The following is a 26996-nucleotide window of genomic DNA, read 5'->3' as shown; positions in this document are numbered from 1 at the left end:
CCTACGAGGCAACCCGCGCGCGGCGCGCGCCGGCGAATGGCGCGCGCATCTGCGCCAGCATCACGCCGGCCAGCGCCATCGCGCCGCCAACGATGTGGAACAGGTGCGGTTTCTCGTCCAGGAACAGCGCCGCGATCGCCACCGTGGCCACCGGCATCAGGTTCAGGAACACGCTGGCGCGGGCCGGCCCCAGGTGGCGCACGCCCTGCATCCACAGGAACGGCGCGAACAGCGACGGGAACAGGCCCGCATACAGCACCAGCGGCAGGTTCTCGGCATTGAGCGGCGAGGCCGGCGCCATCAGGAAGGTGGGCAACTGGAACAGCACGCCGAACGCCACCTGCACGTACAGCGACACCCACGGTCCGGCCGGCAGGCCCCAGCGCCGCAGCAGCACGCCGTACAACGCATAGGCCAGCGCGGCCACGCCCATCAGCACGTCGCCATGGTTCGCGCCCACCGACAGCAGGCGCGCCGGATCGCCTTCGCCGATCAGCAACGCCAGCCCCGCCAGCGACAGCAGGCCGCCCAGCAGCGCCATCAGGGAGGGACGCTCGCGCAACACCGCGGCGCCGACCGCGATCGTCAGCAACGGAATCATCGCGGTGATGATGCCCATGTTGGTGGCGGTGGTGCTGCTGGCCGCCACATAGGCCAGGCCCTGGTACAGCGCCATGCCCAGGCCGCCCAGCACCGCGAACTTGGGCAGGTAAGGCCACAGCGCGCGCCGCTGGCGCCAGGCGGCCGGCAGCGCGAACGGCGTCAGCAGCAGCCCGGCCAGCGCCCAGCGGTAAAAGCCGATGGCGGCCGGCGCGATCACGCCGGCCGCCATCTTGGTCACGATCATGTTGACCGACCAGATCAAAGCCGCCAGCAGCGGGAACAACAAATAGCGAGCCGGGGTGGGCGAAGCATCTGCGCGCGTCATGGAACAACTGCCAAAACAGGATTACGGCTGGCCAGTGTAGGATTTGTCCGACTTGATGTATATAATGAAAAACCGACAAACACCAGTGAACTTCGGACATGGACCTCGCCGTATCGCCGCCCAGCCTTGGCCCGGGCCGGCCCTATCCGCTGGCCTGCCGCATCCTGCACTTCCTGCCGCACTCGCGCGTCCAGCGCCACAGCTCGCCCTGGGGCGAACTGAATTTCGCCCTGTCCGGCATCATGGAAATCGGCATCGAGGACAGCACCTACCTGTCGCCGCCCCAATACGCCATCTGGATACCGCCGCGCGTCTCGCACTGCTGCCAGAACCAGGGGGAAGTGCACTACGCCTGCATCGACATTCCGGCCGCCGCCTGCGCCGACCTGCCCGCCAGGCCTTGCACGCTGGAGATCAGTCCCGTCATGCGCGCCATTCTGGCCGACTTCGAACGGCGCGGCATCGCCTATCCAGATACGCCGGAAGACCGGCGCCTGGCGCAAGTGGTCATCGACCAGATCCGCGTCGCCCCCGCCTACGCCAGCTACCTGCCGTCCGCGACCGAACCCGTGCTGGCCCCCATCCTGACCGCCCTGCAACGCCAGCCTGGCGACAAGCGCGGCGCCGCCTACTGGGCCGCCACCGCCGGCATCACCGAACGCACCCTGCTGCGCCACTGCCAGCAACACCTGGGCATGTCATTCAACGAATGGCGCCAACGCTTGCGCGTGGTCAGTGCGCTGGAAATGCTCGACGCCGGCCAACCGGTACAGGCCGTATCGCGCGAACTCGGCTACAGCACGCCGTCCGCCTTCATCGCCATGTTCCAGCGCCTGACCGGCCAGTCCCCCGACAGCGCCCGCAAGCGCGCCGCCGCGCCCGCCTGAAACGCGCGTAATCCAAGCGCCCGATGCACGCCGCGCGCGATCGCGAGACAATAGCGTCTGCATTTTTTTCGTAACGCCGTCCCCGCGGCATCATCGCGCCAGGAACCCCCATGTCCGCCTCCGCCACGCCCCCGCCTTCCCTGACCCACTTCAGCGCGACCGAACTGGACATGCTCGCCAAGACCGCCGACGCCCTCAGCGCCTACCTGGGCAAGCCCGTCCTGGCCGAAGTCGTGTTGGGTGAAGAAGGCACCGAATGGGTCACCTATGGCGTGCCCATCGACGAGAACGCCGAACCCGACGAAGAACAGACCCACGTCCAGCTCGGCGGCCCCGGCGCCCGCCTGCTCGGCAACCGTGGCGGCCTGCCCCCGACCGGCGACGACACCTACGACTGCCTCTACCTCTGGGCCATCCAGATCTCGCTGAACGAAGGCGAACGCTTCATCAAGCTCGACCACGACGGCGAGGAATCCGCCTGGTCCGACAACCTGGAAGATGTCCTGCCCTTCGCCCTGACCGAGGAACCCCTGCCCGACCCGGATGAGGAAGACGAGGAAGAAGACGACGAGGACGAGGACGAGGACGACGCTCACGCCCCCCCCCACGACCACAACGACCCCGGCCACCGTCACTGAACCAGCAGGCAGGCGGCAAGACACAATAAGCCGCCGCCAACAAGCAAAAGGGCTTCCAGAAAGAAGCCCTTTGCCAAAATCACGCCCCCGCGACACCGCCCCGCCAAAAAACCGGCAAGCGGGCAAACCAGCACCGCCTCGACGCCCCACCACCCAGACGCTGCAACGGGCCGCCCGCGCGGCCCCGTTGCAGCAGCCCCGCAAGACGCTCCCCCCACGACAGTGTCGGCAAAAACGCCAAGCACACCACTCCCCCAAGCGCCCGTCATGAGCCACCGACGCGAGTCTGTCGTGGCGCGGGGCGGGGTGCGCGGGGCGTGTAGATGCGCCCGACGGAATCTGAAGGGAAGGCCGAAGGCCTGGACGAAGATGAGGAAGGGGAAGTCCGGAGCGAAGGCTCCGGACCGCAATCGTAGCCCCGCGCACCCCGCCCCGCGCCGCGACAGGCGCCTCAAGAACCCCTTACAAGGCCAGCAAGCAAAAGATCACCCCGCAATCCGCCCCTCCTCCACCGCATGGCAAGCCACCACCGCCCCCCCCGCCATCCGCCCCACAGGCGCCTCCCCCCTACACCGCTCATTCGCATGCGGACACCGAGGATGAAACGTGCACCCCGACGGCGGATTCAACGGATTCGGCACTTCCCCCGCCACCGCCGTGCGCGGCTTGCCGGCCCCATCGATATCCGGAATCGCCGCCAGCAGCATCCGCGTATACGGATGCCGCGGCCGCGCGAACAGCTCGTCGCGCGGCGCCACCTCCACCATCCGCCCCAGGTACATCACCCCGACCCGATCGGCCACGTGATGCACCACCGCCAGATTGTGCGAGATGAACAGATAGGTCAGCCCCAGCTCGCGCTGCAGGTCCTTCATCAGGTTCAGCACCTGCGCCTGCACCGATACATCCAGCGCCGACGTCGGCTCGTCGCACACCAGGAACTCCGGATTCACCGCCAACGCCCGCGCGATCGAAATGCGCTGGCGCTGCCCGCCCGAGAACTGGTGCGGATAGCGGCTCTGGTCGGCCGGATCCAGCCCCACCTGCCTGAGCAGCTCGCCGACCCGCGCCGTGCGCTCGGCCGGCGTCATTTTCGTATGCGTCAGCATCGGCTCGGCAATGATGCGGCCGACGCGCCAGCGCGGGTTCAGGCTCGCGTACGGATCCTGGAAAATCATCTGCAGCCGCTTGCGCAGCTCGCGCCCGCCCGGCTCCGACATGCGCGACAGCGGCTGGCCGTCGAAACGGATGTCGCCGCGCGTCAGCCCATACAGCCCCACCAGCATGCGCGCCACCGTCGACTTGCCGCAGCCCGACTCGCCCACCAGCGCCAGGGTCTCGCCGCGATTGATCTCGAACGACACGCCGTCCACTGCGCGCAGCATCACCCGCGGCTTGCCCGCCAGCTTGCGCTCCAGCCAGGGCGGCGACACATCGAACCAGCGCGCCGCGTCCTTCACTTGCACCAACGGCGTGCTCATGGCGTCACCTCGACTTCGCTCTCATGCAACCAACAAGCCGCTCGGGACGTGCCCGCCGGCATCAATTCAGGCCGATCCTGGCCGCAGCGCGGCAGGCGCCGCCCGCAACGCGGATTGAAGGCACAGCCCGGCGGAATCGCGTTCAGCCGCGGCATGCTGCCGTCGATCTGCACCAGCCGCTCGGCATGTCCCTGCAACGACGGGATCGATCCCATCAGCCCCATCGTGTACGGATGGCGCGGCTGGTGGATAACGTCGCGCACGGGGCCGATCTCGGCCACGCGTCCCGCGTACATCACCGCCACCCGGTCCGCCGTTTCCGCGATCACGCCCATGTCGTGCGTGATCAGCATCACCGCCGTGCCCTGCTCGCGGCACAGGCGCTTGAGCAGCTCGATGATCTGCGCCTGGATCGACACGTCCAGCGCCGTGGTCGGCTCGTCCGCCACCACCAATTTCGGCTCGGCCGCCAGCGCCAGCGCGATCACCACACGCTGCCGCATGCCGCCCGAGAACTGGTGCGGGTAATGATCGATACGCTCGCGCGCCGCCGGGATGCCGGTGGCCGCCAGCAGCTCGACCGCGCGGTTGCGCGCCTGCGACCAGCTCATGTCCAGATGCGTCACGATGGTCTCGGCCAGTTGCCGGCCCACCGTGTACAGCGGATTCAGGGAGGTCAGCGGGTCCTGGAACACTGCTCCGATCTCGCGGCCGCGCACGCGGCGCATCTGCTCGTCGGGCAGGTTGTCGATACGCCGGCCCGCCAGCAGGATCTCGCCGGCCGCGATGCGGCCAGGCGGTTCCAGCAGACCGATGATCGACGCGCCGGTCAGCGACTTGCCGGCGCCCGATTCCCCCACCACGCCCAGGACTTCGCCTGCCTGGATCGAAAAGGACACGTCGTCCAGGGCCAGCAGCGTGCCGCGACGCGTGGGGAACTCCACGCGCAGGTTGCGGACTTCAAGTAATGCGCTCATAGGTATTTCTCAAATTCGTGTTCCACGTACAGCGCCCCCGAGGCCGATGAAATGCCGACGGGGCCATCGGGATGCCGCGGAGCCGGCTTCGCCGGTCCGCCAGCATGCCCCCTTGAGGGGGAAGCGCGCAGCGCTTCGGGGGTGGGCCATCACCCTAGGCGCGGGTTGAGTGCGTCGCGCAGCCAGTCGCCCAGCAGGTTGACCGACAACACCAGCAGCACCAGCGCCGCGCCCGGGAAGATGGTGATCCACCATTCGCCGGAAAACAGGAAATCGTTGCCGATGCGGATCAGCGTGCCCAGCGACGGCGCCGTCGGCGGCACCCCCACTCCCAGGAACGACAGCGTCGCCTCGGTGATGATGGCCGTCGCCAGGTGCACGGTGGCCAGCACCAGCACCGGCCCCAGCACGTTCGGCAGCACGTGGCGGAACATGATCACGGGCGAGGCCACGCCGATCACGCGCGCCGCCTGCACGTATTCGCGGTTCTTCTCCACCAGGGTCGAGCCGCGCACCGTGCGCGCGTACTGCGGCCAGCCGGCCAGCGCGATGGCGCCGATCAGCACCGGGAACGCGATGATCTCGTGCAGCTCGCGCGGCACCGCCGCGCGCGCCACGCCATCGATCAGCAGCGCGATCAGGATCGCCGGGAACGACAGCTGCACGTCGGCGATGCGCATGATGAAGGCATCGATGCGTCCGCCCGCGTAGCCCGAGATCAGCCCCAGCACGATGCCGATCAGCATCGACAGCAGCACCGAGGCCAGGCCGATCAGCAGCGACACGCGGGTGCCGTACAGGATCGCCGAATACAGGTCGCGGCCCTGGCTGTCGGTACCCAGCAGATAGGTCGACTGGCCGTTGGGCGACCAGGCCGGCGGCAGCAGCGCATCCAGCAGCTCGACCTTGGTCAGGTCGAACGGATTGTGCGGCGCCACCCAGCCGGCGCCGAACGAGCCGATCAGCAGCAGCGCCAGCATGACGGTGGCGACGATGGCCACGGGCGCCCGGCGCCAGGCCCAGGCAATGTCGCTGTCCCACCAGCGTTTCAGAACGGCACGCATCAGTGGCCACCTCCGCCGCGGGTCAGCCCGGAGCGCAGGCGCGGGTCCACGACAAAATACAGAAGATCGACGATCAGGTTGATCACCACGAACACCAGCGCGATCAGGCACAGGTACGCGGCCATCACCGGCACGTCGGCGAATTGCACCGCCTGGATGAACAGCAGCCCCATGCCGGGCCACTGGAACACCGTCTCGGTCACGATGGCAAAAGCGATGATGCCGCCCAGCTGCAGGCCGGTGATGGTGATGACGGGTACCATGGTGTTCTTGAGCGCGTGACCGAAATGGATGGCGCGCCGCTTCAGGCCGCGGGCGCGGGCGAACTTGATGTAGTCCGAACGCAGCACCTCCAGCATTTCGGAGCGCACCAGCCGCAGCACCAGCGTCATCTGGAACAGCGACAGCGTGATCGACGGCAGGATCAGGTGCTTCCAGCCTGTCGCCGTGAACAGGCCCGAGGTCCACCAGCCCAGCGCCACGGTGTCGCCGCGGCCGTAGCTGGGCAGCCAGCCCAGTTGCACCGAGAACACCAGGATCAGCAGGATGCCGATCAGGAAGGTCGGCAACGACACGCCCAGCAGCGAACCGGCCAGCAGCAGCTGCGACAGCAGGCTGTTGCGCTTGAGCGCGGTGTACACGCCCAGCGGCACGCCCACCACCAGCGCCAGCAGGGCCGCCACCAGGGACAGCTCCAGCGTGGCCGGCAGGCGCGACTTGAGCAGGCTCGAGACCGGTTCGCTCTGGCGCAGGGAAATGCCGAAATTGCCCTGCGCGGCGTTGGCCACGAAATGGCCGAACTGGACGATGGCGGGCTCGTTCAGCCCCAGGCGCTCACGCAACTCGATGCGCTCGGCATCGGTGGCGTCCTGCCCCAGCATGATGGTGACAGGGTCGCCGACGTATTGGAAAAGCACGAAGGCCAGTAGCGCGACGGTGAGCATCACCGCTACGGCCTGCAACAGGCGACGCAGTATGAAAGCAAACATAGGCGGGAAAGGCAAAACGGCGAAGCCCCGCGGGGCTTCGCTGTCTGGTTAGCCGGGGCGGGGTCAGTCGACCTTGACCCAGTCGGCAACGAGGCGGTTGTCCGCGCGGTGGATCACCGACACGTTCTTGCGCATGGCCCAGGGAATGACCTGGTCGTGCAGCGGGATGTGGCCGAATTCCTTGGCGTGCACTTCCAGCACCTTGTGGATGTCGGCGTCGCGCTTGGCCGCGTCGGTTTCGGTCTTGATGCGGTCGATGATCGCATCAAGTTCCTTGTTGCTGTAGTTGCCCAGGTTGTACATGCCGTCCGCGCCCTCGCCCTTGGTGCGGATCAGGTTCTGCAGCGTGTACATGGCGTCGAACGTGGGCACGCCCCAGCCGAACAGGTAGGCGCTGGTGTCGGAGCTCTGCACCTTGGGGAAGTAGGTCGAACGCGGCATGGCGTTCATGGTCGCCTTCACGCCCACCTTGGCCCACATGCCGACCACGGCCTGGCAGATGGCTTCGTCGTTGATGTAGCGGTTGTTGGGACAGTCGAGCGTGAAGTTCAGGGTGCCATCGTAGCCGGCTTCCTTGAGCAGGGCGCGGGCCTTTTCGGGATCGTAGGGCACGCGCTTGTGCAGCGACTCGGTCCAGCCGTGGACCTGCGGCGCGATCATGGTGCCGGTGGGCGCCGACAGGCCGCGCATCACGGCGCGCTTGATGGCGTCGACGTCGATCGCGCGGTACAGCGCCTCGCGCACGCGGATGTCCTGGAACGGGTTCTTGCCCTTGATGTTGGAATACTGCAGCTCGGGACGCTTCTGGTCCAGGCCCAGGTAGATGGTGCGGTACTCGTTGCCCTCGACCACCTTGGCCGACTGGCGCAGGCGGTCCAGATCCTGCGCGGCCGGGTCGAGCACGAAGTCGATCTCGCCGGACAGCAGCGCCGCGGTGCGCGTGGCGTTCTGCTTGATCGGCGTGAACACCACTTCGGTCACGTTGCCGACCTTGCCGGCCTTGTTCCACCAGTCCTTGTTTTCTTCGAACACGGTGCGCACGTCGACTTCGCGCGACTTCAGCTTGTACGGGCCGGTGCCGTTGGTGTTGCGCGCGCCGTAGGTCTCTTCCTTGTTGACGAAGTCCTGCGGCTTGGCGATGTTGTTCTTCTCCGACCAGGCCTTGTTCATGATGAACACGTTGGGCAGCTGGCGCAGCAGCACCGGGTTGGGCGCCGTGGTCTCGATCTCGACCGTCAGGTCGTCGATCTTGCGCGCTTCCTTGATGCCGGTGGTGTAGGCCTTGTAGTTCGAGGTGGGCGCCATGGCGCGATGCACCGAGAACACCACGTCGTCGGCCGTGAAGGCGGCGCCGTCGTGGAACTTGACGCCGGGACGCAGCTTGAAGCGGTACAGCGTGGGCGAAACCTGCTGCCATTCGGTTGCCAGGCGCGGCACCACCTTGAAGTCCTTGTCGTAGTCCACCAGCGGTTCATAGACATAGCTGTTGGCGGCGATCGTCATGCCTTCGTTCTGCGAGTGCGGATCGAAGGTGAGGATGTCGCCCTGGGCGGCCCAACGGAAGGTCTTGGCCTGCCCGATCGAGGGCACGGCCACGGCGGCGGCGATCGCGATGGCAATCAAAGTGCGGCGCATGGTTCAACTCCTGACTGTAGTCTGAATACCGGCGCGATATTGCCTAGCGCCAAGACCCGCGTCAATTAAGGGTTTATGCGTACCGGAGGGGGTTTTCCCAGGGAGAACCTATTTAGGGACGTATAAAAATATGACAAAAAAATCGCTGTTCTCTTGATGTAAACGGTGTTCACCCGACCGCAACGCGCCTCATCAAGGGCTCGGCCCCTGGCGGCCCGGTGCCGCCCTACTCGTCGGCCTCCAGCGGCAGGTCGAGCGGCACATGCTCGGTCATCAGCACCCGCAGCATGTCAATCAGCAGGGTGGCCTTTTCTTCGCCGAAAGGGGCCAGCACCGCCTTCTGGTGCTGCTTCGCCTGCTCGCACAGCGCGGCAATGAGGTTGCGGCCCTTGGTGGTGATGCAGACCCGGGTCTGGCGCCGGTCGGCGCGCACCCCGTTGCGCGCCACCAGCCCTTCGGCCTCCATGCGCTGCACCACCTTGCTCAGCGTCGGCTGCTTGGTGATGGCCAGCACCGCCAGGTCGCCGATGGTCTCGCCGGCGCTGCCTTCCAGGCTGGCCAGCACCCGCCATTCGGTGACCGACAGGCCGGCCGCCTTCACCTGCTGGTGGAACTCCGCCGAAATGCGCTGGCTGGCCTGCGCCAGCAGGTAGGCCAGGTAGTCGTCGACGAACCGCGCGCCGCCGGCCAGGGTATCGCCGTGCTTGTCCGACCGCATGTTGTTCTGCTCCCACGCATCAATATTGAATAGGCGACCCGAGGCCGGCAGGCGCATTGCACCACGTTGGCGCCGGCCTGCGCCATGACGCGGCGCAATGCTGTTGCGCAGCACAGGGTATACCCCGAATCGCAACCCGTTTTTGCACCATCAAAGCGCCTTTTCCCGGTCCTTAGGATAGAGAACAACCAGTATATACATCCTTGTTTTAGCGTGATATTTTTTTGATTCCATGAAATTTCATCTTTTTTGTTGACAGCTAAAACGTTGACTCCTAAAGTATTTTTCAGAGCGAAATTTCGTGACATGAGCGTGCTGCGCAGCAGCATGGCTTCGGGACCCGGATGCCGGTCCGCGTGGAGGAGTTCGAGATGGCTGAAAGGTCTTTCAAGAAAGAAGTCCAGCAGTTGCGCATCGGCGCGGGCGAAGAGTTCCGCGGCGAGGGCATCCTCGCGGTCACCAAGGCGCTGCTGCAATCCGGGGTGGGCTACGTCGCGGGCTACCAGGGCTCGCCCATCTCGCACCTGATGGACGTGCTGGCCGACGCCAACGACATCCTGCAGGAACTCGGCGTGCATTTCGAGGCCAGCGCCTCCGAGGCCACCGCCGCCGCCACGCTGGCCGCCTCGGTCATGTACCCGATCCGCGGCGCAGTCACCTGGAAATCCACCGTCGGCACCAACGTCGCCTCCGACGCGCTGGCCAACCTGGCATCGGGCGGCGTCACTGGCGGCGCGCTGGTCATCGTCGGCGAGGACTACGGCGAAGGCTCGTCCATCATGCAGGAACGCTCGCACGCGTTCGCCATGAAGTCGCAGATCTGGCTACTCGATCCGCGTCCCAACCTGGAAAGCATGGTCAAAGCGGTGGAAGACGGCTTCGCGCTGTCGGAAGCCAGCAAAACGCCAGTGATGCTGCAACTGCGCATCCGCGGCTGCCACGTGCACGGCCGCTTCATCGCCAAGGACAACCAGCGGCCGGCGTTCTCGCTGGCCCAGGCGCTGGAAAGCCCGGCGCGCGACACCAGCCGCATCGTGCTGCCGCCGGCCTCGTTCCTGCACGAGCAGGAAAAGATCAAGGAACGCTGGCCCGCCGCCATCCGCTATATCAAGGAACACAAGCTCAACGAGCACTTCGACGGCGACCAGGACGACATCGGCCTGATCCTGCAGGGCGGCCTGTACAACGGCGTGATCCGCGCCCTGCAACTGCTGGGCCTGGCGGATCACTTCGGCAACAGCCGCATTCCGCTGTATGTGATGAACGTGGCCTACCCTGTCATCGAAGACGAGGTCATCGACTTTTGCCGCGGCAAGCGCGCCGTGCTGCTGCTCGAGGAAGGCCAGCCCGATTACCTGGAACAGGCCCTGCACGCGGTGCTGCGCAAGGCCGGCGTCGATACGAAGCTGTCCGGCAAGGACGTGCTGCCGATGGCCGGCGAATACACCACCCAGGTGATGCGCGACGGCCTGCGCGAATTCCTCAAGCGCGAGCGCCCCGAATCGCTGCAGACCCATCCCGCCGTGGCCGCCGACAGCGCCGCGGCGGAAACGACGTTGCAGGTCACCGAGATCACGCGGCCCAAGCCCGCGCCGCGGCCGGCCGAACAGCCCATCACCTTCCACAAGCACGTCGCCGAACTCGCCGCGGTGGTGCCGCCGCGCCCGGCCGGCTTCTGTACCGGCTGTCCGGAACGGCCGATCTTCTCGGCCCTGACGCTGGCGCAGGAAACGCTGGGCCAGCACCACATTTCCTGCGACATCGGCTGCCACCTGTTCTCGATTTTGCCGCCGTTCAACCTGGGCGCGACCACCATGGGCTACGGCCTGGGCGCATCGAGCGCCGCGGCCTTCAACGTGCCGGCGGCCAAGCGGCCCATCTCGATCATGGGCGACGGCGGCTTCTGGCACAACGGCCTGGCCTCGGGCATCGGCAACGCGGTGTTCAACAAGTACGACGGCGTCATCGTCATCGTCGACAACTTCTACGCCTCGGCCACCGGCGGCCAGGACATCCTGTCCTCGCGCGCCGAGAATCCCGACCGCTCCACCAACAATCCCATCGACCAGGCCGTGCGCGGCGTGGGCGTGAAGTGGGTGCGCACGCTGGACCGCACCTATGACGTGGCCAAGGTGCGCGCCACCATCGAGGAAGCGCTGACCACCGACATCAAGGGCCCCAAGGTCATCATCGCCCAGTCGGAATGCATGCTGAACAAGCAGCGCCGCATCAAGCCGCTGTTCAACCAGGCGGTCAAGGCCGGCAAGCGCGTGGTCAAGGAACGCTTCGGCGTCGACCCCGACGTCTGTACCGGCGACCATGCCTGTATCCGGCTGTCCGGCTGCCCGTCGCTGACGGTCAAAGACAGCGGCGATCCGCTCAAGGAAGATCCGGTGGCCCACGTGGAGAGCAGCTGCGTCGGCTGCGGCAACTGCGGCGAAGTGGCGCACGCCGCCGTGCTGTGCCCGTCGTTCTACCGCGCCGACATCGTCCACAACCCCAGCGGCCGCGACCGTTTCCTGGCGCGCCTGCGCCAGGGCGTGATCGGCTACCTGCAGCGCCGCCGCGAAGCGCGCCTGGCCAAATTCGCCCTGTGAGGACCCGCCCCATGAACCCGGTGGCATTGCAGCAAGGCACTCCCATCAAGATCGCCATCCTGGCCATGGGCGGCCAGGGCGGCGGCGTGCTGGCCGACTGGATCGTCGACATGGCCGAGCACGCCGGCTGGTGGGCCCAGACCACCTCGGTGCCAGGCGTGGCGCAGCGCACCGGCGCCACCATCTATTACCTGGAACTGCTGCCCGAATCCGACGTAACCCGCGCCGGCCGCCCGCCGGCGCTGGCGCTGATGCCCACCCCGGGCGACGTCGACCTGGTGGTGGCGGCCGAGCTGATGGAAGGCGGCCGCGCCATCCAGCGCGGGCTGGTGACGCCCGACCGCAGCGTGCTGATCGCCTCATCGCACCGCAGCTACGCGGTCAGCGAAAAATCGGCCCCCGGCAACGGCATCGCCGATCCCAACAAGGTGCTGGAAGCCGGCCGCGCGGCGGCCCGCCGCTTCCTCTGCTTCGACCTGCAGGACCTGGCCGACCGCGCCGGCAGCGTCATCAGCGCCAGCCTGTTCGGCGCCGTGGCCGGCAGCGGCGCGCTGCCGTTCTCGCGCGACGACTTCGAGGCCACCGTGCGCCGCGCTGGCGTCGGCGTGGACGCCAGCCTGCGCGCCTTCGCGCTCGGCTTCGAGGCCGCCGACCAGGCGCCCGCGCAGCCGGCCGCGATCGATCTGGCGCGCCCGGTCCCTGTCGTGCCCGAGCGCGCCGCCAGCCCGAGAGCGCAAGCCTTGCTCGACCGCATCACCCGCGACTTTCCCGCCTGTGCGCAGCCGATGCTGACGGCCGGCGCGCGCCGCCAGATCGAATTCCAGGACCTGGCATACGCCGAGGACTACCTGGCCCGCATGGCCGCGATCCGCGAACTGGACGCGCGCCACGGTGGCGAATCGAAACAGTGGGCGCTGACGTGTGCCGCCGCGCGCTACCTGGCCACCGCCATGGCCTATGACGACGTGATCCGCGTGGCCGACCTGAAGACGCGCGGCAGCCGCTTCGAGCGGGTGCGCGCCGAAGTCGGCGCCAAACCGGATCAGCTGGTCTACACCACCGAATTCATGCACCCGCGGCTGGAAGAGATCTGCGGCACGTTGCCGGCCGGGCTGGGCCGCTGGCTGGAACGGTCGAAAGCCTTCGGCGGCTTCGTCGAACGCCGCCTGGGCAAGGGCCGTCGCATGCAGAGCGGCACGCTGGGCGGCTTCCTGATGCTGTACACGCTGGCCGGCATGCGCCGCTTTCGGCGCCGCACGCTGCGCCACCAGATCGAATCCGAAGGCCTGACGCAATGGCTCGACCTGATCGCCGACCTGGCGCCACGCGACTACGACCTGGCGGTCGAGACCGTCAACTGCCGCCGCCTGGTCAAGGGCTACAGCGACACCCACGCGCGCGGCGGCGGCAAGTACCGCCAGCTGATCGCGGCCGCCGCCAAGCTGGCAGGCCGGCCCGACGCGGCGGCCTCGCTGCGCGCCCTGCGCCAGGCCGCGCTGGCCGACGAGAAATGCGGCCCCATGGAACGCCAACTGGCCGAGAAACTGGCCGCCTGACATCGAGATAGAGACGAACGCCGTGCAAACCCTGAAACTCATCGTCCGTGAAGTCCGGCAGGAATCGCCGCTGATCCGCTCGCTGCGCCTGGCGCGCGAAGACGGCGGCGCCCTGCCCGCCTTCGGCCCCGGCGCCCACCTGAAGGTCAGCGTGCCGGGCCTGCGCGAACCACGCTGCTACTCGCTGGTGCAACTGGCGCCGGAAGCCGGCCGCTTCGCCGAACCCGTCGAATACCGCCTGGGCGTGCGGCTGGAAGAAGCCAGCGCGGGCGGATCGCGCCACATGCACGGGCTGGCGGTGGGCGACACGCTCAGCGTCGAAGGGCCGAAAAACGACTTCCCGCTGCACGAGGGCCCGGCCGGCGACGAGCCGGTGGTGCTGATCGCCGGCGGCATCGGCATCACGCCGGTGGCGTCGATGGCGGCGGCGCTCAAGTCCGCCAACCGCGCCTTTGAACTGCACTACAGCGGCCGCAGCCGCGACCAACTGGCCTTCCTTCCGGAACTGCAGGCGCTGGCCGGCGACGCGCTGGTGCTGCACGCCGACGATGATGCCTCCTGCCGCTTCGACCTGAAGGCGCTGCTGGACGCCGCCAGTCCGCGCCAGCATCTGTACGTCTGCGGTCCCAAGGGCCTGATAGACGCCGTGATCCAGGAAGCGCGCGCGCGCCACTGGCCCGACGCCCACATCCATTTCGAGCTGTTCACCAGCGCCGCGCCGCAGGCCGGCGACCAGCCCTTCGAGGTCGAGCTGCGCCAGTCCGGCCGGGTGCTGACCATTCCCGCCGACAAGACCATCGTCGAGGTGATGGAAGAAGAAGGCTGCGACCCGATGTATGACTGCAAGCGCGGCGAATGCGGCGTTTGCCAGGCCACCGTGCTGGAAGGCGAGCCGGACCACCGCGATTACTACCTGTCGGACACCGAGAAAGCCAGCGGCAAGATCATCCAGATCTGTATCTCGCGCGCCAAGTCGGCGCGCCTGGTGCTGGACCTGTAGGCCGGGTGCGAGAAGAGGAGACCACGATGGCCAAATACCGCTACAACCCCGATGCCATCCGCGCCTTGCTGCGCGAGACCGAGGTGCACAAGGACCTGTTCATCGACGATGAACTGTTCGACCTGGAGATGGAACGGCTGTACGCCAACACCTGGGTCTACGTCGGCCACGACAGCCAGGTGCCCAACCCCGGCGACTACATCACCACCACCGTCGGCAATCAGCCGGTGGTGATGGTGCGCCACAGCGACCGCTCGGTGCGCGTGCTGCACAACCGCTGTCCGCACAAGGGCACCATGGTGGCGGGCGACGCCTGCGGCAACACCGGCAAGTTCTTCCGCTGTCCCTATCACGCCTGGACCTTCAAGACCGACGGCAGCCTGCTGTCGATCCCGCTGAAAAAGGGCTATGAGAACACCGGCCTGGAGCAGTGCGAGGCCAGCCAGGGCATGGCGGCGGTGAAAGACGTGCGCAACCACCGCGGCTTCGTGTTCTGCCGCCTGAACCCGAACGGTCAGTCGTTCGAGGACTTCTTCGGCGACGCGCTGTCAACGCTGGACAACATGGTCGACCGCTCGCCCGAGGGCCGGCTGGAAGTGGCCGGCGGCGTGCTGCGCTACATGCACCGCTGCAACTGGAAGATGCTGGTCGACAACCAGACCGACACCTGCCATCCGATGGTGGCGCACGAGTCGTCGGCCGGCACCGCGGTCAAGGTCTGGGAACAGGCCCCGGCCGGCACGCCCAAGCCGATGGCGGTGGAACTGTTCGCGCCGTTCATCTCGCCGTATGAGTTCTTCGAGAACATGGGCATCCGCGTCTGGGAAAACGGCCACGGTCATACCGGCGTGTCCGACTCGATCCATGCCGCGTATTCCGGCATTCCCGGCTACTGGGAGTCCATGGTCGCGGCCTACGGCGAGGAACGCGCCCGCCAGATCCTGGGCGACGTGCGCCACAACACCGTGTACTTCCCCAACATCATGGTCAAGGGCCCGATCCAGACCCTGCGCGTGTTCAAGCCGATCGCCGCCGACCGCACCCTGGTGGAGTCGTGGACCTTCCGCCTGGTCGGCGCGCCCGACCTGCTGCTGGAACGCACCCTCATGTACAACCGCCTGATCAACGCGCCCACCTCGGTGGTCGGCCACGACGACCTGGAGATGTACGAGCGCGCGCAGGACGGCCTGCAATCGCGCGCCCGCGACTGGGTCAACGTCGGCCGCCTGTACGACCCCGCCGAGCTTGGCCAGAAGAACGTCACCACCAACGGCACCAACGAATGGCAGATGCGCAACCAGTACCGCGCATGGGGCCGCTACATGACGGAGCAGGCATGAGCTTGAGCGACCGCGACCTGATCGATTTCGTCTACGCCGAGGCGCGCCTGCTCGACGAGCTGCGCTTCGAGGACTGGCTGGATCTGTACACCGAGGACGGCCACTACTGGATGCCGCTGGCCCACGGCCAGACCGACGCTCGCCTGCACGCCTCGCTGATGTACGAGGACAAGCTGCTGCTGCGCGTGCGGGTCGAGCGCCTGGCCGGCCAGCGCACCTTCTCGCAGCAACCCAAGAGCCGTTGCCATCACCTGCTACAGGCGCCCACGGTCGAACGCGACCATCCCGATTCGGCGCCGGACCAGGGCCGCCACGTGGTGCGCACCGCCTTCCATTACGTCGAGACGCGGCAGGACGCGCAGACGCTGTACGCCGGCTGGGCCACGCATCACCTGGTCGAGCAGGACGGCGCGCTGCGTATCCGCCTCAAGCGCGTCGACCTGGTGAACTGCGACGCCGCGTTCGGCAACATCCAATTGTTCATGTAGGAGCGGCTTGTGAGCACCACCGTCCACCAGGCTTTCCTGGACACCGCGGCCCGCCACGGCGCCCGGCCCTTCCTGTGCATCCTGCCGGAAACCGCCGGCATCTACGGCATCGGCGCCGGCGAACTGGGCTATGCGCAGGCTGCCGCCGCCATCGAGACGCTGCGCGCGGCCTATGCCCGCGCCGGCTACGGCCACGGCCACCGCGCCGGCCTGCTGCTGGAAAACCGTCCCGCCTTCTTCCTGCACTGGTTCGCGCTGAACGCGCTGGGCGTGTCGGTGGTGCCGATCAATCCCGACCTGCGCGCGGCCGAACTGGAGTACCTGACCGGCCATTCCGAAATCGCGCTGGCGGTGGCCCTGCCCGAGCGCCACGCCGACCTGCTGGCCGCCGCCGAGCGCGCCGGCCGGCCGCTGCGCGTGATGGGGCCGGACGACGCCCCGCCCGCCGCGCCCTTCCCCGCGCCGCTGGCGGGCGAGCCGGATGAACTGACCGAGTGCGCGCTGCTGTACACGTCCGGCACCACCGGCCGCCCCAAGGGCTGCATCCTGCCGAACCGCTATTTCCTGCACGCGGGCGGCTGGTACGCGCGCATCGGGGGCCTGGCCGCGCTGCGCCCCGGCGAGGAGCGCATGCTGACGCCGCTGCCGCTGGTGCACATGAACGCCATGGCCTATTCCGCCATGGCCATGGTGCTGACCGGCGGCTGCCTGATCCCGCTGGACCGCTTCCACCCCAAGACCTGGTGGGACAGCGTGCGCGAATCCGGCGCCACCGTGCTGCACTACCTGGGCGTGATGCCGGCGATCCTGATGAAGGCCGAACCGTCGGCGCGGGACAGGCAGCCAGCCATCCGATTCGGTTTCGGCGCGGGCGTCGACCGCAAGCTGCACCAGCCCTTTGAGGAACGCTTCGGTTTTCCGCTGCTGGAAGCCTGGGCCATGACCGAAACCGGCGCCGGGGCCGTCATCATCGCCAACCAGGAGCCGCGCCACATCGGCAGCAGTTGCTTCGGCCGCGAAGAGGACGACATAGAGGTGCGCATCGTCGCCGACCACGGCGGCGAGGCCGCGGCCGGCGAGCCGGGCGAGCTGCTGGTGCGCCATGCTGGCGAGGACCCGCGCTACGGCTTCTTCGCCGGGTACCTGAAGGACGCCGAGGCCACTTCGCAGGCCTGGGAGGACGGCTGGTTCCACACCGGCGACATCGTGCGCCGCGAGGCCGACGGCGCGCTGCGCTTCGTCGACCGCAAGAAGAACGTGATCCGCCGCAGCGGCGAGAATATCTCCGCCGTGGAAGTCGAAAGCGTGCTGCTGCAGCATCCGCTGGTCAAGGCCGTGGCGGTGGCCGCCGTGCCCGACCCGGTGCGCGGCGACGAGGTGCTGGCCTGCGTGGTGGCGGAAACCGCGCCCGCCGACGCCGCCGCCCGCGCCGACGCGGCCCGCGACATCGTGCAGTGGAGCCTGCAACAGCTGGCCTATTACAAGGCGCCCGGCTACGTCGCCTTCGTCGACAGCCTGCCGCTCACCACCACCAACAAGATCCAGCGCGGCGAAATGAAGGCGCTGGCGCCGAACCTGCCGGGCACCACGAACTGCGTCGACACCACCGCGCTGAAGAAGCGCCAGGAGCCCGCCCGATGAGCACGCCGCGCGCCCGCTACGACGGCGTGGTGGCGGCCCTGCCCGTCAGCATTCCGTACGAGCGCTATTCCACCCATGCCGCGCATTGGTGGCTGGGCCGCGCGCTGGGCGCGCTGATCCGCCAGGCCGGCATCGCCAAGACCGACGTTGACGGCCTGTGCGTGTCCAGCTTCACGCTGGCGCCGGACACCGCCGTGGGCCTGACGCAGCACCTGGGCATGAGCCCGCGCTGGCTCGACCACATCCCCATGGGCGGCGCCAGCGGCGTCGCCGCGCTGCGCCGCGCCGCGCGCGCGGTGCAGGCGGGCGACGCCGGCATCGTCGCCTGCATCGCGGGCGACACCAACCAGGTCGACTCGTTCCGCAACACCGTCAGCCAGTTCTCGCGCTTCGCCCAGGACGCGGTCTACCCCTATGGCGCGGGCGGCCCCAACGCCAGCTTCGCGCTGCTGACCGCGCACTACATGCGCGGCACCGGCGCCACCCGCGAGGACTTCGGCAAGGTTTGCGTGGCGCAGCGCGACAACGCGCTGCGCTATCCGCACGCGCTGATGAAGAAGCCGCTGACGCTCAAGCAATACCTGGACGCGCGCGTCATCACCGACCCGATCCACCTGTTCGACTGCGTCATGCCCTGCGCTGGCGCCGACGGCTTCCTGGTGATGAGCGAAGACCGGGCGCGGGCGCTGAACCTGCCCTACGCCCGCATCCTGTCCACCATCGAGCGCCACAACGCCTGGATCGAGGACCCGATCCAGACCCGCGGCGGCTGGACCTTGGACATCGACGAACTCTATGGCATGGCGGACGCGGCGCCGGCCGACATGGATTTCCTGCAGGCCTACGACGACTACCCCGTCATCAACCTGATGCAGATGGAGGACCTGGGCTTCTGCGCCAAGGGCGAGGCGCCGCAATTCGTGCGCGCCAACACCTTCACCATCGACGGCAGCTTCCCCTTCAACACCAACGGCGGCCAGTTGTCGGTGGGCCAGGCCGGCGCCGCCGGCGGCTACCTCGGCATGGTCGAGGCGCTGCGCCAGCTGACCGGCACCGCCGGCGGCACGCAGGTGGCCGACGCGCGCCTGGGCCTGGTCAGCGGCTTCGGCATGATCAACTACGACCGCGGGCTGTGCACCGCCGCGGCCATCCTGGCCAGGAGCGACGCATGACCGAGCCGCTAGCCAAGCCGCCGCGCAAGAATCCCGTGACGCGCACGCGCCAGCCGACCCTGCCGCCGGGCGCCCGCAGCCGCGCCGCCCTGGGCCTGACGGCCGCGGCCGCCGAAGGTCGCTTCGAGCTGCAGACGTGCGCCGATTGCGGCGCGGTGCAGTACCCGCCGCGCGAAGTCTGCGGCCATTGCCTGTCGGAACGCCTGCCGTGGCGGCCGGTGGATCCCAACGGCGTGCTGCTGGTCAGCACCACGCTGCATCACAGCAACGACCTCTATTTCCGTGAACGCCTGCCGTGGCGGGTGGGCACCGTGCGCATGGACGCCGGCCCGTCGGTGGTGGCGCACGTGCACCAGGATTGCGCCGACGGCGCCCGCGTGCGGCTGGCGCTCAAGCTCGACCGCGGCGGCCAGGCCGTGATGATCGCCCTGCCCGAAAGGAATACGCCCAATATGGAAGACGACAAGACCCTGCGCGAGACCTCGTGCGATCCGAAATTCCGCCGGGCGCTGGTCACCGACGGCAAGTCGGCGGTGGGCCAGGCGGTGGCGCGCGCCCTGCTCGACGCCGGCTGCCCGACCGTGTTCCTGGGCGATCCGCAGGCCTGGCGCCGCGACGCCGGCTTCGACGCGCTGGCGGCCGATCCGCGGGTGCAGGCACTGGCGCTGGACGTGACCGACAGCGACTCGGTCGAACGCGCCGCCGCATCGATCGGCGGCAAGGTCGAGATCCTGGTCAACACCGCCGACCTGGAACGCGAAGGCGGCCTGCTCGGTCGCAAGGACGTCAACACCGCGCGCGACGCCCTGGACGTCAACGTGCTGGGCCTGATGCGGCTGGCGCAGGGTTTCGGACCTGCGCTGTGCGGCCGCGCCGCCGACGGCGTCAACAACGCCACAGCCTGGGTCAACGTGCTGTCGATCTACGCCCACCTCAACCTGCCGGCGCGCGGCATGTGGTCGGCCTCCAAGGCTGCCGCGCTGTCGCTGGCGCAGTGCCTGCGCGCCGAAATGCGGCCGGCCGGCGTGCGCGTGGTGAACGTGTTTCCCGGCCCGGTCGACCACGAATGGGAGCAGCGCACGCCGCCCCCGCGCGTGGCGCCCACGGCCATCGCGAGCGCCATCGTGCGTGCGCTGAGGGATGGCGTCGAGGACGTGTACGTCGGCGACGTGGCACAGGAATTCCGCGCGCGGCTGGCGGAGAACCCCAAGGGACTGGAACGGGAACTGGGCGCCTGACGCCCCGACACGAAAACCAAAGGAGCAACAGATGAGCCAACCCATACTTGCCCAATTCATGACCGAACTGGTGTCGGGCCGCATCCGCCTGGTGGACCTGACCGAGACGCTGACGCCCGAATTCCCCACCATCGTGCTGCCGCCGGAATTCGGCCAGGCCTGGCCGTTCCGCATCGAGGAAATCTCGCGCTATGACGAGCGCGGCCCGGCCTGGTACTGGAACAATTTCTCGTGCTCCGAGCACACCGGCACCCACTTCGACGCGCCGGTGCACTGGGTCACCGGCAAGGACCAGCCCGACAACACCGTCGACACCATCCCGGTGGAGGCCTTCATCGCCGGCGCCTGCGTCATCGACTGTTCGGCCGAAGCGCGCGACAACCCGGACTTCCTGCTGACCATCGACTTCGTCAAGAAGTGGGAGGAACAGCATGGCCGCATCCCGGCCCGTTCCTGGGTGCTGATGCGCACCGACTGGTCCAAGCGCGCCAAGCCGGCCGAATACCTGAACATGCGGGAAGACGGCGCCCACTCGCCCGGCCCCGACGCCGAGGTGGTGCCGTGGCTGATCAAGGAACGCGACGTGCACGGCTTCGGCACCGAGTCGGTAGGCACCGACGCCGGCCAGGCCCATCACCTGAATCCGCCCTACCCCTGCCATTACTTCATGCACGGCAACAACCGCTATGGCCTGCAGTGCCTGACCAACCTGGACCAGTTGCCGCCCACCGGCGCGGTGATCTTCTCGGCGCCGCTCAAGATCCGCAGCGGCTCGGGCAGCCCGCTGCGGGTGCTGGCGCTGGCGCCGCGCGCCTGAGCGGCCGCCAAGAACAACAGAACACAGGGGGATTCACCATGACGCAAACCAACGTCGCCATCGTCACCGGCGGCAGCGCCGGCATCGGCGCCGAAATCTGTCGCAGCATGCTCGACGCGGGCTACGAGGTGATCTCGATGGCGCGCCGCGCCGCCGACTTCAGCCACCCGCGCCTGCACAACGTGCAGGTCGACCTGCTGGACGCCGACGCCACCGCCCAGGCGGGCGCCGAGATCGCGGCTAGCTTTCCGGTCAGCCACGTCATCCACAACGCCGGCGTCATCTGGCCCAACCTGCTGCCGCAGGTGACCCAGGAGGAACTGCACGGCCTGACCCAGATCCACCTGGGCGCGGCCATCAGCCTGGTGCAGGCGGCCTTGCCCGGCATGCAGGAACGCCATTTCGGCCGCATCGTCATGATGTCCTCGCGCGGCGCGCTGGGCCTGCCCACCCGCACCGCCTATTCGGCCACCAAGGCCGGCATGGTCGGCATGGCGCGCACCTGGTCGCTGGAACTGGCCCCCTTTGGCATCACCGTCAACGTGGTGGCGCCCGGCCCGATCCAGACCGACATGTTCTACGAAGTGATCGAACCCGGCAGCGAACGCGAAAAGCAGCTTGCCAACGGCATCCCGGTCAAGCGCCTGGGACGCTCGGACGACGTGGCGCGGGCGGTGATGTTCTTCGCCGACCCCGCCAACAGCTTCGTCACCGGCCAGACGCTGTTCGTCTGCGGCGGCGCCAGCGTCAGTTCCATCACCATCTGACCGGCGTCCCACGCATCCGCTTCGGGTTTTGACGGATAGGTAAGCACGCAGACCGCGTCTACAGTGCAGTGCCAGAAAGTTGAAACCAAAAGCAATTTCCGCGGTATCCGTTTTCTCCGTTTTCCAGCCGCACCCACTCTGCCCCCTATCCGGAGGTTTTGCCATGCTGTCGAAGAAACTCCCCCTGGCCGCCGCCGTGCTGGCCACGCTGGTCTCCCTGCCCGTCCTGGCCCAGGTCAAGGTCGGCGTGGTCACCTCATCCACCGGCCCCACCGCGCTGGTCGGCATCCCGCAAAAGAACACCGTGCCGCTGCTGCCCAAGAAGATCGGCGACCTGACCGTGGAATACATCTCGCTGGACGACGCCAGCGATTCCACCAACTCGGTCACGGCCTTCAAGAAGCTCATCACCGAACAGAACGTGGACGCCCTGATCGGGCCGTCGGGCTCGCCCAACGCCATGGGCGTGATCCAGTTCGCCGCCGAGGCCGGCGTGCCGATGCTGGCGCCGGTGGGCACCGCCGCCGTGGTGCTGCCGATGAACGAGCAGAAGAAGTGGGTCTTCAAGACCACCCAGAACGATGACATCATCGCCCGCGCGCTGGTCGACCACATGGCCAAGAGCGGCATCAAGACGGTCGGCTTCATCGGCCTGAACGATCCGTATGGCGAGAACTGGTACAAGGTGTTCTCCGGCCTGGCGGCCGAAAAGGGCATCAAGATCACCGCCAACGAACGCTACCTGCGCTTTGACAGCTCGGTCACCGGCCAGGCGCTGAAGATCCTGGCGGCCAAGCCCGACGCCGTGCTGGTGGCCGCCCCCGGCGCCGCCAGCGTGCTGCCGCAGGCGACGCTGTTCGACCAGGGCTACAAGGGCAAGTTCTACCAGACCCACGGCGCCGCGCTGCCCGACTTCCTCAAGCTCGGCGGCAAGAAGGTCGAAGGCACCGTGCTGGCCGCCAGCCTGATGCTGGTGCTGCCGGAAATGCCCGACAGCAACCCGTCCAAGAAGGTCGCCAGCGACTACATCGCCGCCTACGAAAAGCTCAACGGCTCCAAGCCCGCCACCTTCGGCGCCAACGTCTACGACGCCGGCCTGCTGCTGGAGAAGGCCATTCCGCTGGCCGAAAAGGCCGGCAAGCCGGGCACCAAGGAGTTCCGCAGCGCGCTGCGCGACGCGCTGGAACAGACCCGCGAGCTGGTCGGCACCCAGGGCGTCTACAACATGAGCGCCGCCGACCACAGCGGCTTCGACGACCGCGGCCGCGAACTCATCACCGTCAAAGACGGAAACTGGACGCTAGTGAAGTAAAGCCTCCTCTTGAACGCAGCCCCATCGAGATGCCGCGGCGCCGGCTTTGCCGGTCCGCAGGCATGCCCCCTGGGGGGAGGCGCGCAGCGCTTCGGGGGGTGATATTTGTCCGTTATCCGGAAGTACCGATGAATGCTCAGATCGCCCTGATACTCGGGCAGGATGGCATCACCAACGGCGCCATTTACGCGCTGCTGGCCTTGTCCATCCTGCTGGTCTTTACCGTTACCCGCGTGCTGTTCATCCCCCAGGGCGAGTTCGTCGCCTTCGGCGCGCTCACCATGGCCGCGCTGCAGGCCGGCAAGCCGGTGCTGCTGGTGTGGCTGCTGCTGGCGTTCGCGCTGGCCGAGGCCGTGGCCGACCTGATGGCGCGCGCCAGGCGGCCGGGACGCCGCGCGCCGCTGTGGCGCATCATCGCCAAGGTGGCGTATCCGCTGCTGCTGGCCGCGCTGTTCTACCGCCTGCCGCTGGCGCAGCTGCCGATGGCCGTGCAGGCGCTGCTGACGCTGCTGCTGGTGGTGCCGATGGGCCCGCAGCTGTACCGCCTGTTCTACCAGCCGATCGCCTCGGCCTCGACGCTGGTGCTGCTGATCGTGTCGATCGCCGTACACCTGGCGCTGGTCGGCCTGGGCCTGCTGGCCTTCGGCGCCGAGGGCGCGCGCACCGCGCCGTTCAGCGACGCCAGCCTGGCGCTGGGCCCGGTCAACGTCAACAGCCAGGCGCTGTGGGTGGTGGCCGTGTCGGCGCTGCTGATCGTGGTGCTGTACCAGTTCTTCGAGCGCTCGATGTACGGCAAGGCCTTGCGCGCGGCCGCCTTCAACCGGCTCGGCGCGCGCCTGATGGGCATTTCGCCGGTGTTCGCCGGCAAGGCCACGTTTTTCCTGGCGGCGCTGATCGGCACCGTCTCGGGCATCCTGATCGCGCCCATCACCACCATGTATTTCGATTCCGGCTTCATGGTCAGCCTGAAGGGCTTCGTCGGCGCCATCATCGGCGGCCTGGTGAGCTACCCGCTGGCCGCCGCCGGCGCCGTGCTGGTCGGCCTGATCGAGGCCTTCTCCTCGTTCTGGGCCAGCGCCTACAAGGAGATCATCGTCTTCACGCTGATCATCCCCGTGCTGCTCTGGCGCTCCCTGAAAAGCCACCACGTCGAGGAAGAAGAAGAATGACCCCGCGCCACCTCGTCCTCGTGTTCCTGGCGCTGCTGGCGGCCGCGCCGCTGGCGTTGCCGCCGTTCTACGTCACCCTGCTGAACTACATCGGCCTGTATGCCATGGTGGCGCTGGGGCTGGTGCTGCTGACCGGCGTGGGCGGCCTGACCAGCTTCGGCCAGGCGGCCTTCGTCGGCGTCGGCGCCTACACCACCGCGTTGCTCACCACCCGCGCCGACGCCCTGCCCGCCTGGCTGGCGTGGTTGGGCGCCTCGCCCTGGCTGACGCTGCTGGCAGGCCTGCTGCTGACCCTGGTGGTGGCCTACCTGCTGGGCGCCATCACGCTCAAGCTGTCCGGCCACTTCCTGCCGCTGGGCACCATCGCCTGGGGCCTGTCGCTGTACTTCGCCTTCGGCTCGGTCGAGGGCCTGGGCGGCCACACCGGCATCCCGGACGTGCCCGCCATCAACCTGTTCGGCTGGTCGCTGACGCAGGGCGATGAGATCTACTACCTGATCTGGGCCTTCCTGCTGGTGGCCATGTGGTCGACCAGCAACCTGCTCGACTCGCGCGAGGGCCGCGCCATCCGCGCCCTCAAGGGCGGCCGCGTCATGGCCGAATCGATGGGCGTGGACACGGCGCGCTCGCGCATGGTGATCTTCATCATCGCCGCGCTGCAGGCCTGCGCCTCGGGCTGGCTGTACGCGCACATGCAGCGCTTCGTCAATCCGAATCCGTTCGGCCTGCAGATGGGCATCGAGTACCTGTTCATGACCGTCATCGGCGGCGCCGGCCAGGTGTGGGGCGCGCTGGTCGGGGCCGGCGTGTTCACGGTGCTCAAGCAGTGGCTGCAGGACTGGCTGCCCAAGCTGCTGGGCCAGACCGGCAACTTCGAGGTGATCGTGTTCGGCTTCGGCATGGTGCTGCTGCTGCACCGCTTCCGCGGCGGCCTGTGGCCGGTGCTGGCGCGCTGCGTGCCGGTGCGCAGGCGCCAGCGCCAGATCGACAGCCAGGCCGAGCCGCTGCCGCGCAAGCCCATGCCGCCGCGCGGCGAGGTGGTGCTGAAGGCGGTCGACGTGACCCGCAAGTTCGGCGGCCTGGTCGCCAACAACGCCATGAACCTGGAGATCCGCGCCGGCGAGATCCTGGCGCTGATCGGCCCCAACGGCGCCGGCAAGAGCACCATGTTCAACCAGATCTCGGGCGTGGACACACCCACATCGGGCCAGGTCACGCTGCTGGGCCAGCCAGTGGCCGGCGCCGGCGCGCGCCGCATCGCCCGCCTGGGCCTGTCGCGCACCTTCCAGCACGTGCGGCTGCTGGGCCGCATGAGCGTGCTGGAGAACGTCGCCATCGGCGCCCACCTGCGCGGCCATCGCGGCGTGCTGCCGGCGGCCTGGCGCCTGGACCGCGCCGAGGAGGCCCGCCTGCTGGCCGAGGCCGCGCGCCAGGTCGAGCGCGTCGGCCTGGGCAAACACCTGCACGACGAGGCCGGCTCGCTGGCGCTGGGCCAGCAGCGCATCCTGGAGATCGCGCGGGCGCTGGCGTCGGATCCCTGCATTCTGCTGCTGGACGAACCGGCCGCCGGCCTGCGCTACCAGGAAAAATGCGAACTGGCCGAGCTGCTGAAAAAGCTGCGCGCCGAGGGCATGGCGATCCTGCTGGTGGAACACGACATGGATTTCGTGATGGGCCTGGTGGATCGCGTGGTGGTGATGGACTTCGGCGAAAAGATCGCCGAGGGCCTGCCGGCGGAGATCCAGCACAACCCCGCGGTGCTGGAAGCCTATCTGGGCGGAGTGGAATGATGAGCGCGAAACTGCTGGAAGTGCGCGACCTGCGCGTGGCCTACGACAAGGTCGAGGCCGTCTCGGGCGTCAGCCTGTCGGTGGACGAAGGCAAGATCGTGACCGTGATCGGCCCCAACGGCGCCGGCAAGACCACGCTGCTGTCGGCCATCATGGGCGTGCTGCCCTCGCGCGGCGAGATCGTGTTCGGCGGCAAGCGCCAGGAACACGCCGAGATCGAGGAAATGGTGGCGGCCGGCATGAACCTGGTGCCGGAAAAACGCGAGCTGTTCGCCGAGATGTCGGTGGAAGACAACCTGATGCTGGGCGGCTTCGACCGCTTCCGCCGCGGCCTGCGCGACCAGGACCAGACGCTGGCCGAGGTCTACGACCTGTTCCCGCGCCTGCGCGAACGCCGGGCGCAACTGTCGGGCACGCTGTCCGGCGGCGAACGCCAGATGCTGGCGGTGGGCCGCGCGCTGATGGCCAAGCCGCGCCTGCTGATGCTGGACGAGCCCAGCCTGGGCCTGGCGCCGCGCATTGTGCGCGAGGTGTTCCGCATCGTCGAGCAGTTGCGCGGCATGGGCGTGTCGATCCTGCTGATCGAACAGAACGCGCGCGCCGCGCTGCAGGTGGCCGATTACGCTTACGTGCTGGAGACCGGCGCGGTCACCCTGGAAGGCCCGGCCGCGCAGGTGGCGGAGGACCCGCGCGTGGTCGAGGTGTACCTGGGGTTGGGGCACGCCACGGCGGCGTCGGCGTAGCCGCGGCCAAGCGGACGGACGCGGGACCGCCCCGCGCCGGCATTTCCCG

The 26996-nt window shown here is 68.1% G+C and carries 23 protein-coding genes; 16 read left to right on the top strand and 7 right to left on the bottom strand.

Annotation, left to right across the window (positions count from 1 at the left end):
- Position 1: 1 nt before the first annotated feature.
- Complete coding sequence (locus AC6CR5_RS25545) at positions 2-928, bottom strand: DMT family transporter (protein WP_082402801.1); 927 nt, start codon at positions 926-928, stop codon at positions 2-4.
- Between the two features lie 98 nt (positions 929-1026).
- On the opposite strand from AC6CR5_RS25545, the gene AC6CR5_RS25540 reads away from it, so the two are divergent.
- Complete coding sequence (locus AC6CR5_RS25540) at positions 1027-1815, top strand: AraC family transcriptional regulator (protein ID WP_049054627.1); 789 nt, start codon at positions 1027-1029, stop codon at positions 1813-1815.
- A gap of 110 nt (positions 1816-1925) precedes the next feature.
- A complete protein-coding gene (locus tag AC6CR5_RS25535) occupies positions 1926-2453 on the top strand; it encodes a hypothetical protein (protein WP_498085044.1) in 528 nt (175 codons plus the stop codon).
- Positions 2454-2938: 485 nt separating this feature from the next.
- Here AC6CR5_RS25535 and AC6CR5_RS25530 read toward each other — a convergent pair whose 3' ends face one another.
- The 6 genes from AC6CR5_RS25530 to AC6CR5_RS25505 form a co-directional block, all read right to left on the bottom strand.
- The gene (locus tag AC6CR5_RS25530) at positions 2939-3934 is read right to left on the bottom strand and encodes an ABC transporter ATP-binding protein (RefSeq protein ID WP_054447002.1); all 996 of its coding nucleotides are present in this window, start codon (positions 3932-3934) and stop codon (positions 2939-2941) included.
- Entirely contained in the window at positions 3931-4911 is a 981-nt protein-coding gene (locus tag AC6CR5_RS25525) for an ABC transporter ATP-binding protein (protein WP_020924999.1), read from the bottom strand. The genes AC6CR5_RS25530 and AC6CR5_RS25525 overlap by 4 nt, the downstream gene beginning before the upstream one ends.
- Positions 4912-5060: 149 nt before the next feature.
- On the bottom strand, positions 5061-5975 hold the full coding sequence (locus AC6CR5_RS25520) for an ABC transporter permease (RefSeq protein WP_026382652.1): 915 nt from the start codon (positions 5973-5975) through the stop codon (positions 5061-5063).
- Positions 5975-6964 carry an ABC transporter permease gene (locus AC6CR5_RS25515; protein ID WP_020925001.1) on the bottom strand — a complete coding sequence of 330 codons (990 nt, stop codon included), beginning with the start codon at positions 6962-6964 and terminating at the stop codon, positions 5975-5977. Before AC6CR5_RS25515 ends, AC6CR5_RS25520 begins: the two co-directional genes overlap by 1 nt.
- Positions 6965-7027: 63 nt before the next feature.
- Positions 7028-8599: an ABC transporter substrate-binding protein gene (locus AC6CR5_RS25510; protein ID WP_006388962.1), complete on the bottom strand. Its 1572-nt coding sequence runs from the start codon at positions 8597-8599 to the stop codon at positions 7028-7030.
- 226 nt (positions 8600-8825) lie between these two features.
- Positions 8826-9317 (bottom strand): MarR family winged helix-turn-helix transcriptional regulator, encoded by a 492-nt coding sequence (locus AC6CR5_RS25505; RefSeq protein ID WP_047992658.1) that lies wholly within the window; start codon positions 9315-9317, stop codon positions 8826-8828.
- 371 nt (positions 9318-9688) lie between these two features.
- Here AC6CR5_RS25505 and AC6CR5_RS25500 point away from each other — a divergent pair, with 371 nt between their 5' ends.
- The 14 genes from AC6CR5_RS25500 to AC6CR5_RS25435 all read left to right on the top strand — a co-directional run bounded on the left by AC6CR5_RS25500 (position 9689) and on the right by AC6CR5_RS25435 (position 26947).
- Positions 9689-11914: a ferredoxin family protein gene (locus AC6CR5_RS25500; RefSeq protein WP_173000809.1), complete on the top strand. Its 2226-nt coding sequence runs from the start codon at positions 9689-9691 to the stop codon at positions 11912-11914.
- A gap of 11 nt (positions 11915-11925) precedes the next feature.
- Positions 11926-13470, top strand: coding sequence for an indolepyruvate oxidoreductase subunit beta family protein (locus AC6CR5_RS25495; RefSeq protein ID WP_070780932.1), 1545 nt, complete (start codon positions 11926-11928; stop codon positions 13468-13470).
- Positions 13471-13492: 22 nt separating this feature from the next.
- Positions 13493-14470: a PDR/VanB family oxidoreductase gene (locus AC6CR5_RS25490; RefSeq protein WP_047992564.1), complete on the top strand. Its 978-nt coding sequence runs from the start codon at positions 13493-13495 to the stop codon at positions 14468-14470.
- A gap of 26 nt (positions 14471-14496) precedes the next feature.
- Positions 14497-15810 (top strand): aromatic ring-hydroxylating dioxygenase subunit alpha, encoded by a 1314-nt coding sequence (locus tag AC6CR5_RS25485; RefSeq protein WP_498085043.1) that lies wholly within the window; start codon positions 14497-14499, stop codon positions 15808-15810.
- Positions 15807-16298, top strand: a complete 492-nt coding sequence (locus AC6CR5_RS25480; RefSeq protein ID WP_498085042.1) for an aromatic-ring-hydroxylating dioxygenase subunit beta — start codon at positions 15807-15809, stop codon at positions 16296-16298. The genes AC6CR5_RS25485 and AC6CR5_RS25480 overlap by 4 nt, the downstream gene beginning before the upstream one ends.
- 9 nt (positions 16299-16307) lie before the next feature.
- On the top strand, positions 16308-17939 hold the full coding sequence (locus AC6CR5_RS25475) for an AMP-binding protein (protein WP_498085041.1): 1632 nt from the start codon (positions 16308-16310) through the stop codon (positions 17937-17939).
- Positions 17936-19111 (top strand): thiolase family protein, encoded by a 1176-nt coding sequence (locus AC6CR5_RS25470; protein WP_498085040.1) that lies wholly within the window; start codon positions 17936-17938, stop codon positions 19109-19111. The genes AC6CR5_RS25475 and AC6CR5_RS25470 overlap by 4 nt, the downstream gene beginning before the upstream one ends.
- On the top strand, positions 19108-20349 hold the full coding sequence (locus AC6CR5_RS25465) for an SDR family NAD(P)-dependent oxidoreductase (RefSeq protein WP_498085039.1): 1242 nt from the start codon (positions 19108-19110) through the stop codon (positions 20347-20349). Before AC6CR5_RS25470 ends, AC6CR5_RS25465 begins: the two co-directional genes overlap by 4 nt.
- A gap of 31 nt (positions 20350-20380) precedes the next feature.
- Complete coding sequence (locus tag AC6CR5_RS25460) at positions 20381-21166, top strand: cyclase family protein (protein WP_054447005.1); 786 nt, start codon at positions 20381-20383, stop codon at positions 21164-21166.
- A gap of 38 nt (positions 21167-21204) precedes the next feature.
- Positions 21205-21933, top strand: coding sequence for an SDR family NAD(P)-dependent oxidoreductase (locus tag AC6CR5_RS25455; protein ID WP_238920206.1), 729 nt, complete (start codon positions 21205-21207; stop codon positions 21931-21933).
- Between the two features lie 163 nt (positions 21934-22096).
- Positions 22097-23245 (top strand): ABC transporter substrate-binding protein, encoded by a 1149-nt coding sequence (locus tag AC6CR5_RS25450; RefSeq protein WP_020925012.1) that lies wholly within the window; start codon positions 22097-22099, stop codon positions 23243-23245.
- Positions 23246-23373: 128 nt separating this feature from the next.
- Positions 23374-24414 carry a branched-chain amino acid ABC transporter permease gene (locus AC6CR5_RS25445; RefSeq protein ID WP_020925013.1) on the top strand — a complete coding sequence of 347 codons (1041 nt, stop codon included), beginning with the start codon at positions 23374-23376 and terminating at the stop codon, positions 24412-24414.
- On the top strand, positions 24411-26204 hold the full coding sequence (locus AC6CR5_RS25440) for a branched-chain amino acid ABC transporter ATP-binding protein/permease (RefSeq protein WP_054447006.1): 1794 nt from the start codon (positions 24411-24413) through the stop codon (positions 26202-26204). The genes AC6CR5_RS25445 and AC6CR5_RS25440 overlap by 4 nt, the downstream gene beginning before the upstream one ends.
- Complete coding sequence (locus AC6CR5_RS25435) at positions 26204-26947, top strand: ABC transporter ATP-binding protein (protein ID WP_200220890.1); 744 nt, start codon at positions 26204-26206, stop codon at positions 26945-26947. Before AC6CR5_RS25440 ends, AC6CR5_RS25435 begins: the two co-directional genes overlap by 1 nt.
- Positions 26948-26996: the final 49 nt, after the last annotated feature.

The sequence above is a fragment of the Achromobacter sp. EG18 genome (assembly GCF_059759395.1).
The sequence above is the reverse complement of the archived record's forward strand: the minus strand, read 5'-3'. Positions and strand labels throughout refer to the sequence as shown.